The 14,070-nt window shown below is 50.1% G+C and carries 12 protein-coding genes and 1 pseudogene; 5 read left to right on the top strand and 8 right to left on the bottom strand.

What is annotated here, in order from left to right; all coding sequences use genetic code 11:
• Positions 1-408 precede the first annotated feature (408 nt).
• Positions 409-1,101, top strand: a complete 693-nt coding sequence (locus tag BEA93_RS15550) for a FadR/GntR family transcriptional regulator (RefSeq protein WP_001131156.1) — start codon at positions 409-411, stop codon at positions 1,099-1,101.
• A gap of 21 nt (positions 1,102-1,122) precedes the next feature.
• Positions 1,123-1,302, top strand: a pseudogene (locus tag BEA93_RS15545) (MFS transporter); the annotation flags it as partial.
• A 13-nt stretch (positions 1,303-1,315) separates the two neighbouring features.
• On the opposite strand, the gene rbsR reads toward BEA93_RS15545, so the two are convergent.
• The 7 genes from rbsR to kup all read right to left on the bottom strand — a co-directional run bounded on the left by rbsR (position 1,316) and on the right by kup (position 9,221).
• Positions 1,316-2,308, bottom strand: a complete 993-nt coding sequence (gene rbsR, locus BEA93_RS15540) for a ribose operon transcriptional repressor RbsR (RefSeq protein WP_000224458.1) — start codon at positions 2,306-2,308, stop codon at positions 1,316-1,318.
• Positions 2,309-2,311: 3 nt separating this feature from the next.
• Positions 2,312-3,241 carry a ribokinase gene (gene rbsK, locus BEA93_RS15535; protein WP_001517412.1) on the bottom strand — a complete coding sequence of 310 codons (930 nt, stop codon included), beginning with the start codon at positions 3,239-3,241 and terminating at the stop codon, positions 2,312-2,314.
• A gap of 126 nt (positions 3,242-3,367) precedes the next feature.
• On the bottom strand, positions 3,368-4,258 hold the full coding sequence (rbsB, locus tag BEA93_RS15530; RefSeq protein ID WP_001056270.1) for a ribose ABC transporter substrate-binding protein RbsB: 891 nt from the start codon (positions 4,256-4,258) through the stop codon (positions 3,368-3,370).
• Between the two features lie 24 nt (positions 4,259-4,282).
• Complete coding sequence (gene rbsC, locus BEA93_RS15525; RefSeq protein ID WP_000211871.1) at positions 4,283-5,248, bottom strand: ribose ABC transporter permease; 966 nt, start codon at positions 5,246-5,248, stop codon at positions 4,283-4,285.
• Positions 5,249-5,252: 4 nt separating this feature from the next.
• The gene (rbsA, locus tag BEA93_RS15520; protein WP_000387763.1) at positions 5,253-6,758 is read right to left on the bottom strand and encodes a ribose ABC transporter ATP-binding protein RbsA; all 1,506 of its coding nucleotides are present in this window, start codon (positions 6,756-6,758) and stop codon (positions 5,253-5,255) included.
• A gap of 7 nt (positions 6,759-6,765) precedes the next feature.
• Positions 6,766-7,185, bottom strand: coding sequence for a D-ribose pyranase (gene rbsD, locus BEA93_RS15515; RefSeq protein WP_001517414.1), 420 nt, complete (start codon positions 7,183-7,185; stop codon positions 6,766-6,768).
• A gap of 167 nt (positions 7,186-7,352) precedes the next feature.
• On the bottom strand, positions 7,353-9,221 hold the full coding sequence (gene kup / locus BEA93_RS15510) for a low affinity potassium transporter Kup (RefSeq protein ID WP_000102299.1): 1,869 nt from the start codon (positions 9,219-9,221) through the stop codon (positions 7,353-7,355).
• A gap of 222 nt (positions 9,222-9,443) precedes the next feature.
• Here kup and ravA point away from each other — a divergent pair, with 222 nt between their 5' ends.
• Together ravA and viaA are read left to right on the top strand one after the other, a co-directional pair.
• Complete coding sequence (gene ravA / locus BEA93_RS15505; RefSeq protein ID WP_010377977.1) at positions 9,444-10,940, top strand: ATPase RavA; 1,497 nt, start codon at positions 9,444-9,446, stop codon at positions 10,938-10,940.
• On the top strand, positions 10,934-12,385 hold the full coding sequence (gene viaA, locus BEA93_RS15500; RefSeq protein ID WP_001517416.1) for an ATPase RavA stimulator ViaA: 1,452 nt from the start codon (positions 10,934-10,936) through the stop codon (positions 12,383-12,385). The genes ravA and viaA overlap by 7 nt, the downstream gene beginning before the upstream one ends.
• A gap of 4 nt (positions 12,386-12,389) precedes the next feature.
• On the opposite strand, the gene asnA is transcribed toward viaA, so the two are convergent.
• On the bottom strand, positions 12,390-13,382 hold the full coding sequence (gene asnA / locus BEA93_RS15495) for an aspartate--ammonia ligase (RefSeq protein ID WP_000845139.1): 993 nt from the start codon (positions 13,380-13,382) through the stop codon (positions 12,390-12,392).
• Positions 13,383-13,532: 150 nt separating this feature from the next.
• Between asnA and asnC the strand changes: the two genes are divergently transcribed.
• Positions 13,533-13,991 carry a transcriptional regulator AsnC gene (gene asnC / locus BEA93_RS15490; protein ID WP_000433019.1) on the top strand — a complete coding sequence of 153 codons (459 nt, stop codon included), beginning with the start codon at positions 13,533-13,535 and terminating at the stop codon, positions 13,989-13,991.
• Positions 13,992-14,070 lie beyond the last annotated feature (79 nt).

The following is a 14,070-nucleotide window of genomic DNA, read 5'->3' as shown; positions in this document are numbered from 1 at the left end:
TTTAGCGTCTTGCGACGTTAAGAATCCGTATCTTCGAGTGCCCACACAGATTGTCTGATAAATTGTTAAAGAGCAGTGCCGCTTCGCTTTTTCTCAGCGGCGCGGGGTGTGCATAATACGCTTTCCCGCTACAGAGTCAAGCATTTTTTCGCTTTTCTCTGTCGAAGTTCTCAGGAGAACCCCGCTGACCCGGCGGCTTATTTGCCGTTGTTCCGTGTCAGTGGTGGCGCATTATAGGGAGTTATTCCGGCCTGACAAGAGGAAATTTAAAATAATTTTCCGAATGCGTGTTTTTTCATCAAAACACCTGTTAATGCGCCATAAAACAAGCAATTTGCCGTTTTTGCAACCGCAATCACACTTCCTGGTGGCATACTAAGGATGAAAAAAAGAATAAGGAAGATGAGTATGCCATTAAGCGCACAACAGTTAGCTGCACAGAAAAACCTTTCGTATGTTCTGGCTGAGAAGCTGGCGCAACGGATCTTAAAAGGTGAATACGCACCCGGCACCATTCTGCCTGGTGAAATTGAGCTGGGTGAGCAATTTGGAGTGAGCCGTACTGCGGTACGCGAAGCGGTCAAGACGTTAACGGCAAAAGGAATGGTTTTGCCACGTCCACGAATTGGTACGCGTGTCATGCCGCAATCCAACTGGAACTTTCTTGATCAAGAGTTGCTTACCTGGTGGATGACGGAAGATAACTTTCATCAAGTTATTGATCATTTTCTGGTTATGCGTATCTGTCTGGAACCGCAAGCCTGCTTACTGGCAGCAACGATGGGCACCGCAGAACAGAAGGCACATCTTAATACGCTGATGGCCGAAATGGTGGCATTAAAAGAAAATTTCCGCCGGGAACGTTGGGTTGAGGTTGATATGGCCTGGCATGAACACATTTATAAAATGAGTGCTAACCCGTTTTTGACCTCTTTCGCCTCGTTATTTCATTCGGTTTATCACACCTACTTTACATCGATAACCAGCAACACTGTAATAAAACTGGATCAGCACCAGGCGATCGTTGATGCGATAATCCATAGTGATGGCAACGCAGCTTTCAAAGCTTGTCAGGCACTGCTACTTCCCCTCGAGAAGTAAGACAGCCTAACGAAACACTGAATGAGCGATAAAAAGCGTGGTATGGCGAGTTTATTGTGGATTGCGGCAATGACCTTCTTTATGCAGACTCTCGATGCCGCCATTCTGAATACTTCCTTCCCCGCTATCGCTCATAGCCTCAATCGCTCACCCCTTGCCATGCAATCGGCCATTATCAGTTATACGTTAACGGCGGCAATATTTTGCTTGAAATCTAAGCAGAACCGCGCTCCATCAGAATCGGGGTGAGTTGTAATCGTTGTTGCTGTAAGGTTGGTTGAGCCATCCGGTGGATAAGTACATCAATTGCCAGCTCTCCCAGTTCATCTTTCGGTTGATGAATTGTGGTGAGCGGTGGCGTCATATAACGTGCCAGTTCAATATCGTCATAACCAATCACCGCGATGTCCTGCGGAACATGTAACCCAGCCTGGTATAACGCCTGGTACACACCGACCGCCATCGCGTCATTTCCAGTAAACACAGCCTGGGGACGTAACGGATGCGATAATAACTGCTGCATCGCGTCAAACCCGCCGTTAAATTCAAAATCGCCTGTCACTTCATAGCCATCAGGAACTTCCAGTCCAGCACGATCCATTGCCGCCCGGTAACCTTCCAGCCGCAAACGTGCAGGCGTTTTATCCAGCGGGCCGGTAATACAGGCAATACGGGTATAGCCTTTGTCGATCAGATATTGCGTCGCTAAATCCCCCCCCAGAAACGAGTTATCCTGAATGAGATCGCTGTCGCCATCGAACGGCGCCCAGTCCATCATCACGGTAGGAATTGTTGGATAGCGTTGCATGATCTCACGCGAAGGCTGGTGTGTTTCAGTACAGAGTAATAGCAAACCATCGACACGTTTTTGCATCAACGTTTCCAGATTGCGATTCATTCGCTGCTCATCGCCTTCGGTATTGCAGAGAACAAGGCTATAACCGCGTTCAAAGCAACTGCGTTCAACGCCACGCACCAGTTCAGAATAGAAAGGATTGGTACTGGCAGTGATCAACATGCCAATAGTATGTGTTTGATTGAGCTTGAGACTACGTGCCAGAGCTGATGGCGCGTAATTGAGTTCTTTAATCGCCGCTTCAACTTTGGCGGTAATCGCTTCGCTGACGAAGCGATCTTTATTGATGACGTGAGAAACTGTCGATGTAGAAACGCCCGCCAGACGGGCAACATCTTTCATTGTAGCCAAGCGTCACCTCTGCCTGTCTAAGAAGGTATCGATCTCTTCACGCCAGGGAACGGAAGGTTGTGCACCTTTACGTGTCACAGCAATCGCAGCGGCAGCATGGGCAAAACGAATCGCCTCAGGCAATGTTTTTTCTTCCAGCAACGCCGTGATTAACGCGCCATTAAAAGTATCTCCGGCAGCAATAGTATCAACAGCCTGAACCCGGAATCCAGGTACGCGCTGACCTTCGCCATTCACACTGGCCCACACGCCACGGCTCCCTAAGGTAATCAGTACAGTACGGATACCTTTCTCATGTAGTATCTGCGCAGCTTTCGCCGCATCTTCATCATTTTCAACACGAATACCGGTGAGCTTTTCTGCTTCCGTTTCGTTTGGCGTGATGATGTCCACCAGCGCCAGCAATTCGTCAGGAAGTTCACGAGCCGGAGCCGGGTTAAGTGCAACGATAGTTTTATTTTGATGGGCGATTTTCGCCGCTGCCATCACACTTTCGAGTGGTGATTCCAACTGCATTAATAATGCCGACGCGTTGGCAATACGCTCACGTTGCGCTTCCACCAGCGTTGGGGAAAGGGCTGCGTTAGCCCCGGCATGAATGCCGATAACGTTCTCGCCTTCGGCATTAACAAAAATCAGCGCTACGCCTGTCGATTCGCCCTTGATCACGCTGACCGGAGAAATATCAATATTATCAGTGGCGAGTTGCTGACGAACACTCTCACCAATGCTGTCATCCCCTGTGCAGGCAATGAACGCAATATTCGCGCCACTACGCCCTGCGGCCACAGCCTGATTCGCGCCTTTACCGCCGAATGCGACCTGATAGTGGTTACCGGTTACGGTTTCGCCTGGAGTAGGAAAAGATTGAAGATTAAGGATATGGTCAGCATTAATGCTGCCAAGAACAACGAGGCTGCCTGCATTTTGCATATTCGGGATGTCCATAAAATGCGCCACCGGGTTAGGGTGGCGCGTGCCCTGCTTTTCTTTATATTACACGTTCATCTGTCGATGCCGTATTTATGCCACCATCAGGTTATAAAACCTGATTAAAGACTACTGCTTAACAACCAGTTTCAGATCAACCGGATACTTAGCCTGAACTTTCTCGCCTTTCAGCACTTTATCGGCGGTTTCGACGCCTTTCGCGCCAATCTGATCGGGTAACTGAGCGATAGTCGCTGCTAGTTTGCCATCATTAACCGCTTTTTCGCCATCCGGCGTACCGTCAAATCCGACAACCATCACATCCGATTTACCGGCAGTTTGCAGAGCGCGCAGTGCGCCCAGCGCCATTTCATCGTTCTGCGCGAATACAGCCTGCACATCCGGGTGCGCCGTCAGCAAGTTCTGCATCACGTTCAGACCTTTGGTACGGTCGAAGTCTGCTGGCTGGCTGGCGAGAACGTTAAATTTGTGAGCTGCAACGGCCTGCTGGAAGCCTTCGCCACGTTCGCGAGCAGCGGATGTACCGGCGATGCCCTGCAATTCGATAACTTTCGCCCCTTCACCTGCTTTCTTCGCGATGTAATCACCGGCAATTTTGCCGCCCAGTACGTTATCGGAAGCAATGTGGCTAACAACGTCGCCTTTCGTTGCCTGGCGGTCAAGAGTGATTACCGGGATGTTCGCCTGGTTGGCCATCTTCACGGCGTTACCTACCGCGTCGGAGTCGGTCGGGTTAATCAGCAGAATTTTGGTGCCGCGAACAGTTAAGTCCTGCACATTCGCCAGTTCTTTTGCCGGGTTGTTCTGGGAGTCCAGCACCACCAGGTTATAGCCGAGTTTATCCGCCTCTTTCTGCGCGCCATCTTTCAGCGATACAAAGAACGGGTTATTGAGCGTGGAAACCACCAGCGCAATGGTATCTTTTGCCATTGCATTCGCACTGACGGTGGCGCTTAACGCAACAGCAGAAACCAGGGTAGCCAGTTTTTTCATGTTCATATTCAAGATGTCCTGTAGTCGTTATTACTGCTTTTTGTTGTCTACCAGCACCGCCAGCAAAATCACCACCGCTTTGACGATCATCTGGTAATAGGAGGAAACACCTAACAAATTCAAACCATTATTAAGGAAGCCAAGAATTAATGCGCCGATCAATGTCCCAACAATGCGACCTTTTCCGCCTGCCAGACTCGTACCCCCCAGAACCACCGCGGCAATGGCATCCAGCTCGTAGCCAGTCCCCGCCGTCGGTTGCGCAGAGGAAAGACGCGCTACTTCAATGATCCCAGCCAGCGATGCCAGCAGTCCACAAAGAGAGTAGACGATGATTTTGATTCTATTGACATTGATACCAGAAAGACGCGTTGCCGCTTCGTTGCCACCCAGCGCGTAGATGTAACGCCCCAGACGCGTGTGATGCAGCATGTACCAGGCCGCGAGGAAGACAATACCCATGATCCACACAGGCGTCGGTACGCCCAGCGGACGACCAATACCAAACCAGCCAAACAAGTCGGCGTTCTCGGTAAAGCCGGTATTCACCGGGCTACCGTTGGTGTAAACCATCGTCACGCCACGCAGTAAAAGCATCATCACCAGGGTAGCGATAAACGCCTGGACGCGGCCTTTCGCTACAATCACCCCGGTTACCGCGCCAATTGCAGCTCCTAATGCCAGTGCGGCAGCAACAGCCACCAACGCGTTAACTTCAATGCCAACGATGGAGGCAGCAACTGCACCAGTTAGCGCCAGCAGAGAACCGACGGACAGGTCGATACCCGACGTCAGGATCACCAGCGTCATGCCGACCGCCATAATGGCGTTAACCGAGGTTTGCTGGAGAATATTGAATAAGTTATTAACGGTGAAAAAGTTCGGACTTAACGTCGAGACAATCGCGATCAGCACCAGCAGAGCGATAAGCGATTTCTGCTCCATCAGCCACGCTTTCGTGAAATAACGGCGACCAGAGACAGTCTGGGTTGTCATTTTTTTACTCCTGATTCACGCGATTAAGCTTGCCCACAGCGGCAGCCATTAACACTTCCTGGGTGGCCTGCTCACGAGTAAATTCCCCGCTGAGATGCCCTTCATGCATAACGATGATGCGATCGCTCATGCCTAATACTTCTGGCATTTCCGATGACACCAGAATGATGCTCAAACCATCGGCTTTGAACTGGTTGATCAGTTGATAAATCTCTTTTTTCGCGCCGACATCCACGCCACGGGTGGGTTCATCAAGGATAAGCACTTTCGGGCGCGTCATCAGACCGCGGGCAATCGCCACTTTTTGCTGATTGCCACCGGAAAGCAGACCAATTGCCTGTTCCATCGACGGCGTTTTCACATTGAACAGACGAATAAAATCACTCACCGCCTGTTGCTCATCGGCATGCTTCAGACTGCCATCAGCACGGCTGAAGTAACGCAGGGCAGTTAGCGACATGTTCTCTTTTACTGACATGCCCAGCACTAAACCGTCGCGTTTGCGGTCTTCGGAGATATACACAATGCCATTTGCCAGGCCATCCTGCGGTGAACGGGTAACAACTTCATGCCCATCCAGAGTGACGTAACCGCTGGTGCGCGGCAGTGCGCCGTAGAGCACTTTCATCAGTTCGGTGCGGCCGGCGCCCATCAAACCAGAGACGCCGAGAATTTCACCTTTACGTAGGGTAAAAGAGACATCGTTAACGCCAGGTCCGCAGAGATTATCAACTTTCAGACGGATATCTCCCGGCGCTTTTTCCAGGTGTGGATATTGTTCTTCCAGTTTGCGGCCCACCATCATCTCAATCAGCGAATCTTCGGTTAGTGATGCCACTTCACGCTCGGCAATAAATTGCCCGTCACGAAAAACCGTAACGTCATCACAAATCTCGAAGATTTCTTTCATACGGTGGGAAATATAGACAACGCCGCGCCCTTGCAATTTCAGCTCGCGAATGACGCGGAACAGGGATTCGGTTTCGGTATCGGTCAGCGCATCGGTCGGTTCATCCATAATGATAACTTTCGACTCAAAGCTTAATACCTTCGCGATTTCAACCATCTGCTGGTCACCGATGGAAAGATCGCCCACCAGCTTGTCGCTTTTAAACCGCAGATTAAGTTTAGCCAGCAATTTATCCGCTTCGGCATACATGGTTTTCCAGTCAATTTTGCCAAAACGATTCACAAACTCTCGGCCGAGGAAAATATTTTCCGCAATGGTCAGTTGCGGGATCAGATTCAGTTCCTGGTGGATAATGCCAATTCCAGCTTCCTGAGAAGATTTCGGCCCGGTAAACGTCGTTTCTTTGCCCAGCCATAAAAGCGTACCGGCATCACGGGTATAGATACCGGTAAGCACTTTCATCATGGTGGATTTACCCGCGCCATTTTCACCTACCAGCGCCATCACGCGACCCGGATAGACATTTAGCGCGGCTCCCGAAAGCGCTTTTACGCCCGGGAAGGCTTTATCGATACCTTTAAGCTGTAGTAATGCTTCCATGGCGGCCTCAGAACGTCACGCCAGCACAGAGAATGATATTCGCATACGGGGAACACTCCCCGCTGCGAATTACCGCCTGACTGTTTGCGGTTTGTTGTTTGAATTGTTCATGCGTGATGTAACGAATTTCAATGAAATTTCCCTGGTGTTTTTGCAGCGTCTCAAGATGTGAGAGCAACGTTTCGTGGAGTTGCGGATTATGTTGTTTGATCTCTTCCGCGATAATGGCAGCCTCGACCTGCATTTCACTTGTGACGACGCCCAGCACCTGCATAAAAGAAGGTACGCCCTGGGTTAATGCCATATCGATACGCGTTGTACTTTTGGGGATAGGTAAACCAGCATCACACACCACCAGCGTATCGGTATGCCCCAGGCGGGAGATCACCGACGAAATACCTGAATTAAGAACGGCGCCTTTTTTCATTTTTTTCTCCATCAGCGAAACGTTTCGCTGACCCGCAGTTTAATCCCGTCTAATTAAGGAAAACCATCGCGACGTTGCAGAAATGTGATCAACATCGAAACGTTTTATATCGAGAACAAACAATGAAAATAAAAACGCCCCCTTATGGAGAAAGGAGGCGTCTGGGGTTAGATCTCGACCTGTGTACCCAACTCGATAACCCGGTTTGGTGGGATTTCAAACTGATCCGGAGCGCGCAACGCATTACGTTGCAACAGCAAATACAGCTTGCCGCGCAAACGTAAGTACCACGGACGTTTGCCGAGGATCAGTGATTCATGTGACATAAAGAAGGACGTTTCCATCATTCGACAACTTAACCCTTCCAGACCACAGCGGTGGAAAACTTCTTCTACGTTTGGCGTTTCCCGCCAGCCGTAACTTGCCACCACGCGCCAGAAAGTAGGCGACAGTTGTTCAATCTGTACCCGACGGACGTTATGGACATATGGCGCGTCTTCAGTACGCAGAGTTAACAGAATAACCCGCTCGTGCAATACCTTGTTATGTTTGAGGTTATGCATTAGAGCAAAGGGAATGACATTGATTGCGCGCGACATATACACCGCAGTTCCGGGCACACGAACAGGCGGTGATTTCTCCAGCGAAGCAATCATCGCCTCCAGAGAGTTACCATGTTCATGCATCCGCCGCAGCAGGCGGAAACGCTCACTCTTCCAGGTGGTCATCACGATAAACATCACCGTACCGAGGCTCAATGGCAACCAGCCACCGGAGAGCAGTTTATCAAGGTTAGCGGTAAACAGCGGGATATCAACACACAAGAAGGCAATCAGAATCAGCGCAACAAAATACTTATTCCAGTGCCAGTTCTGGCGCGCCACGGTAGTTGAAAGAATAGACGTCAGTACCATAGTTCCGGTAACTGCAATCCCATATGCCGCCGCCAGGTTACTGGAGTGCTCAAAGCTGACTATCACAATCACGACTGCGACATAAAGCATCCAGTTCACAAATGGAATGTAGATTTGCCCCGATTCCATTTCAGAAGTGTGAATAATGCGCATCGGAGACAAATAGCCCAGACGTACCGCCTGACGCGTCAATGAGAAGACACCAGAGATAACCGCCTGCGAGGCAATTACCGTTGCCAGTGCGGCGATGATCAGCAGCGGGATCAGCGCCCAGTCCGGTGCCAACAGAAAAAACGGGTTTTTAATCGCTTCCGGGTTCTTTAACAGCAGCGCCCCCTGACCGAAGTAGTTAAGGGTTAAAGAAGGCAGTACGACGGTAAACCATGCCAGGCGAATCGGGAACTTACCAAAGTGCCCCATATCAGCGTACAGCGCCTCAACACCGGTAATCGACAGAACCACCGCGCCTAACGCAATAAAGGAAACGGTTTTATATTCAAGGAAGAAATGCACCGCCCACATTGGGTTTAAGGCATGCAACACTTCTGGATTGGCAATAATGCTACGTAACCCAAGAGCTGCCAGAATCAAAAACCAGGTCAGCATAATCGGCGCAAAAAGCTTACCGACCATAGCAGTGCCATGTTTTTGAATCATAAACAGTAACGTGAGAACGATGATTGAGAGGGGAACAATCCAGGTGTCCAGTTGTGGGGCGACGATTTCCAGACCTTCGATGGCAGACATTACCGAAATGGCGGGTGTTATGACAACTTCACCATAGAAAAAGCTGCCGCCTATTAGCCCCATAATCACCAGAATTGAGGTCGTTCGCGCCGACGTATTGCGCCCGGCAAGCGACATCAGCGTCAGAATTCCCCCTTCACCGGCGTTATCTGCACGCATCACGAAGGTGAGATATTTTATGGAAACCACAAAGATTAGCAGCCAGAAGATCAGCGATAAAAAGCCAAACACGGCATCGCGTTCAACGCCAAAACCAAACTGGCCGGACAAACATTCACGAAGCGTATATAACGGGCTGGTACCAATATCGCCGTAGACAACTCCAATCGCCGCGAGGGTAATCGCGGGCAACGATTGCTTATTATCAGTGCTCATAGACTAGTCTTTCGTTGAAATATGAAATGTGTGCGTAGTCCCTTGGCCCACAAAAAAGCGTTCAGTATGCACGATTAACGGCAAAATCGTACTCCTAAATGCGGTCACATTAACCTGGCTCAAAGAAAAATAGCCCTCCTTTGAGACTATTTTTGCCACCATCAAGAAACGTCTATACTCGCAGTTTACGCAGAACTTTTGACGAAAGGACGCCACTTCATTATGGCTCACCCTCATTTATTAGCGGAAAGAATTTCCCGCCTGAGCAGTTCGCTGGAAAAGGGGCTTTATGAACGTAGCCACGCCATCCGCCTGTGTTTGTTAGCGGCATTAAGCGGCGAAAGCGTATTCCTGCTCGGCCCGCCAGGTATTGCCAAAAGTCTGATTGCCCGGCGTTTAAAATTCGCCTTTCAAAATGCTCGCGCGTTTGAATATCTGATGACCCGCTTCTCCACCCCGGAAGAAGTTTTTGGCCCGCTTTCCATTCAGGCGCTAAAAGATGAAGGCCGCTATGAGCGTTTAACCACCGGTTACCTGCCGGAAGCAGAAATCGTCTTTCTTGATGAGATCTGGAAAGCCGGGCCAGCGATTCTTAATACCCTACTGACCGCTATTAATGAACGCCACTTCCGCAACGGTGCACATGTCGAAAAAATTCCTATGCGCTTGCTGGTGGCGGCCTCCAACGAACTGCCGGAAGCAGACAGTAGCCTGGAAGCGTTATATGACCGTATGCTGATTCGTCTGTGGTTAGATAAAGTGCAGGATAAAGCGAATTTCCGCTCCATGTTGACCAGCCAACAGGATGAAAATGACAATCCCGTTCCTCCCTCTCTACAGGTTACAGATGAGGAATATGAACGCTGGCAGAAAGAGATTAGTGAAATTACGCTGCCCGATCATGTATTTGAGCTGATTTTTATGCTGCGCCAACAACTGGATAAATTGCCGGATGCCCCCTATATTTCCGATCGCCGCTGGAAAAAAGCAATCCGTTTACTGCAGGCCAGCGCCTTTTTTAGCGGTCGCAATGCGGTAGCCCCGATTGATCTGATCTTGCTGAAAGATTGCCTGTGGTATGACGCGCAAAGCCTGAATTTGATTCAACAACAAATTGATGTATTGATGACCGGTCACGCATGGCAACAGCAAGGGATGTTGACTCGCCTGGGCGCGATTGTGCAGCGTCGCCTGCAACTTCAGCAACAACAAAGCGATAAAACGGCTTTTACCGTGATTCGTCAGGGCGGTATGTTCAGCCGTCGCCCACAATATCAACTTCCAGCCGACGTTACCGCTTCCACGTTGACCCTGCTGCTGCAAAAACCATTAAAACTGCATGATATGGAAGTGGTTCATATCGCTTTTGAGCGTAGCGCACTGGAACAGTGGCTGAACAAAGGCGGTGAAATTCGCGGCAAATTAAATGGTATTGGTTTTGCCCAGAAGCTGAATATGGAAGTTGATAGCGCCCAACATCTTGTTGTCCGTGATGTCAGTTTGCAGGGTACGACACTGGCTCTCCCCGGCACATCTGCAGAAGGCCTGCCTGGCGAAATAAAACAACAACTGGAAGAGCTTGAAAGTGACTGGCGTAAACAACAAGTTTTATTCAGCGAACAGCAAAAATGTCTGTTTATCCATAGCGACTGGTTAGGTCGCATTGAAGCCAGCCTACAGGATGTCGGTGCCCAGATTCGCCAGGCGCAACAATGCTAACACTGGATACGCTTAATGTAATGCTGGCCGTCAGCGAAGAGGGATTGATCGAAGAGATGATCATCACGCTGTTGGCCTCGCCACAACTGGCTGTTTTCTTTGAAAAATTCCCACGCCTGAAGGCGGCAATCACTGATGATATTCCCCGCTGGCGTGAGGCGCTGCGCAGTCGGCTGAAAGATGCACGCGTCCCACAGGAACTCACTGAAGAGGTCATGTGCTATCAGCAAAGCCAACTTCTCTCCACACCGCAATTTATTGTGCAGTTACCGCAGATCCTGGACTTACTGCATCGACTAAATTCCCCATGGGCCGAACAAGCCCGGCAGTTGGTTGATGCCAACAGCACGATCACCCCAGCATTACACACGCTTTTTCTCCAACGTTGGCGCTTAAGTCTGATCGTGCAAGCGACGACGTTAAATCAACAATTATTAGAAGAAGAACGCGAACAACTGTTGAGCGAGGTTCAGGAACGCATGACGTTAAGCGGTCAACTTGAACCGGTTCTGGCGGAAAACAACACCGCAGCCGGTCGCTTGTGGGATATGAGCGCCGGTCAGCTCAAACGCGGCGACTATCAGTTAATTGTGAAATATGGTGAATTTCTTAACGAGCAGCCGGAGCTGAAACGTCTGGCAGAACAGTTAGGGCGTTCACGGGAAGCAAAATCGATCCCCCGCAACGATGCGCAGATGGAAACCTTCCGCACAATGGTACGCGAACCAGCGACCGTTCCTGAGCAGGTTGATGGCTTGCAGCAAAGCGATGATATTTTACGCCTTCTGCCGCCGGAACTGGCGACTCTGGGCATTACTGAACTGGAGTATGAATTTTACCGTCGGCTGGTGGAAAAACAGTTGCTCACTTATCGCCTGCACGGTGAATCATGGCGTGAAAAAGTTATCGAACGTCCGGTCGTCCATAAAGATTATGACGAACAGCCGCGCGGGCCGTTTATTGTCTGCGTAGATACATCTGGCTCAATGGGCGGCTTTAATGAACAGTGCGCGAAAGCGTTCTGTCTGGCCTTGATGCGCATTGCCCTCGCTGAAAATAGGCGCTGCTTTATTATGTTATTTTCCACCGAGATCGTCCGTTATGAGCTTTCAGGCCCACAAGGCATCGAGCAAGCGATCCGTTTTTTAAGCCAGCAGTTTCGTGGCGGCACCGATCTTGCCAGTTGTTTTCGCGCCATTATGGAGCGCTTGCAAAGCCGGGAATGGTTTGACGCCGATGCGGTGGTGATTTCTGATTTTATCGCCCAACGGTTGCCTGACGACGTGACGAGTAAAGTAAAAGAGTTGCAGCGGGTACATCAGCATCGCTTTCATGCAGTGGCGATGTCGGCGCACGGCAAACCCGGCATCATGCGCATTTTCGATCATATCTGGCGCTTTGATACCGGGATGCGTAGCCGCCTGCTCAGACGCTGGCGGCGATAAGTCATTACAACAGAGAAGAGACGCTCTCGCGAACGGCCGCAGGCCATACGCCGCACTGAACCTGCCCAATATGTGGCAGTTGCAGCAACAACATGGTTAAACGAGACTGACCGATACCTCCGCCGATAGTCTGTGGCATTTCGCCGCGCAGCAGCGCCTGATGCCACTCCAGTTGCAGACGATCTTCATCACCGGTCAGCGCCAGTTGATGTTTCAACGTCTCGGCATCCACACGGATACCCATTGAAGAAAGCTCAAACGCATCTTCCAGTACGGGGTTCCACACCAGAATATCGCCGTTCAACCCCGCATATCCAAGCTCTGAAGGAGTACTCCAGTCATCATAATCCGGTGCGCGCACGTCGTGGCGGTGGCCATCGCTTAACTTGCCGCCAATTCCGACGAGGAATACCGCGCCAAGATCTTTCGCAATCGCCCGCTCACGCCCTTTGGCATCAAGATCCGGATAACGGGACAGTAATTCCTGACTATGTACAAAGTGGATCTGATCCGGCAGGAACGGTGCCAGGCCAAACTCTTTGCTAACTGCGGCTTCGGTCGCTTTAATTCCCGCCCAGATCGCCTCTACCGTGCTTTTCAGAGTGGAGAATTGGCGCTCACCGTCGCCCATTACGCGTTCCCAATCCCACTGATCAACATAGACCGAGTGCAACGGGGAAAGACGGTCTTCATCGGGGCGAAGGGCTTTCATGTGCGTGTAAAGCCCTTCGCCCACGCTGAAGTCGTGTTGCCCTAATGTCTGACGTTTCCACTTCGCCAGTGAATGAACCACTTCGAACTGGGCGTCAGGCAGCGCTTTCACTTTTACCTGCACCGCTTTTTCACAGCCCGACAAGTTATCCTGCGTGCCATCCCCCACACGGCTAAGGATTGGCGCCTGGACTTCAATCAGCCCTAAGCGTTCTTCCAGTTGACGAGAAAAGTGAGATTTCACGAAGCTAATTTGACGTTGTTTGGCAATGTAAGCGGTTTTCATTTTTTATACTCCTGCGTCCTGTGCTTATGATTAAGCAACAAAAACCGGCACACATGCAATAATCATTCAATAAAAAGCCTTGCTTACTTTTGATTCATTAAAAATTAAGGCTAAAATAGACTGAATCATTAATATTCATAAGAAAAATCTATGGAAAATTATCAAATCGACAATCTGGACCGCGGCATTCTGGAAGCATTAATGGGCAATGCGCGTACCGCTTACGCCGAACTGGCGAAACAATTTGGCGTCAGTCCGGGAACGATCCACGTTCGCGTAGAGAAAATGAAGCAGGCAGGGATTATTACTGGTGCTCGGATTGATGTTAGCCCGAAACAGCTCGGTTATGACGTAGGCTGCTTTATCGGCATTATATTGAAGAGCGCCAAAGACTATCCTTCCGCGCTGGCAAAACTGGAAAGCCTTGATGAAGTAACTGAAGCCTATTACACCACCGGCCACTACAGCATCTTTATTAAGGTAATGTGCCGCTCGATCGACGCTCTCCAGCATGTACTTATCAACAAGATCCAAACAATTGATGAAATTCAGTCCACTGAAACTCTGATCGTACTGCAGAACCCGATCATGCGTACTATCAAGCCATGATCGACTTTTTTAATCCCATACTTTTCCACAGGTAGATCCCAAAGCGTTCACAGCGTACAATACGCCACTCTTAAAAAAG

The sequence above is a fragment of the Escherichia sp. MOD1-EC5950 genome, from assembly GCF_002965345.1.
Taxonomy (GTDB): Bacteria; Pseudomonadota; Gammaproteobacteria; order Enterobacterales; family Enterobacteriaceae; genus Escherichia; species Escherichia marmotae.
This window is presented reverse-complemented; position numbering and strand designations above follow the sequence as displayed.

Bases quoted from the DNA above. Each gene is read 5' to 3' on its own strand.
- BEA93_RS15550 (WP_001131156.1), top strand. From the start codon at position 409: ATGCCATTAAGCGCACAACAGTTAGCTGCACAGAAAAACCTTTCGTAT.
- rbsK (WP_001517412.1), bottom strand. From the start codon at position 3,241: ATGCAAAATGCAGGCAGCCTCGTTGTTCTTGGCAGCATTAATGCTGAC.
- rbsB (WP_001056270.1), bottom strand. From the start codon at position 4,258: ATGAACATGAAAAAACTGGCTACCCTGGTTTCTGCTGTTGCGTTAAGC.
- rbsC (WP_000211871.1), bottom strand. From the start codon at position 5,248: ATGACAACCCAGACTGTCTCTGGTCGCCGTTATTTCACGAAAGCGTGG.
- rbsA (WP_000387763.1), bottom strand. From the start codon at position 6,758: ATGGAAGCATTACTACAGCTTAAAGGTATCGATAAAGCCTTCCCGGGC.
- rbsD (WP_001517414.1), bottom strand. From the start codon at position 7,185: ATGAAAAAAGGCGCCGTTCTTAATTCAGGTATTTCGTCGGTGATCTCC.
- kup (WP_000102299.1), bottom strand. From the start codon at position 9,221: ATGAGCACTGATAATAAGCAATCGTTGCCCGCGATTACCCTCGCGGCG.
- ravA (WP_010377977.1), top strand. From the start codon at position 9,444: ATGGCTCACCCTCATTTATTAGCGGAAAGAATTTCCCGCCTGAGCAGT.
- viaA (WP_001517416.1), top strand. From the start codon at position 10,934: ATGCTAACACTGGATACGCTTAATGTAATGCTGGCCGTCAGCGAAGAG.
- asnA (WP_000845139.1), bottom strand. From the start codon at position 13,382: ATGAAAACCGCTTACATTGCCAAACAACGTCAAATTAGCTTCGTGAAA.
- asnC (WP_000433019.1), top strand. From the start codon at position 13,533: ATGGAAAATTATCAAATCGACAATCTGGACCGCGGCATTCTGGAAGCA.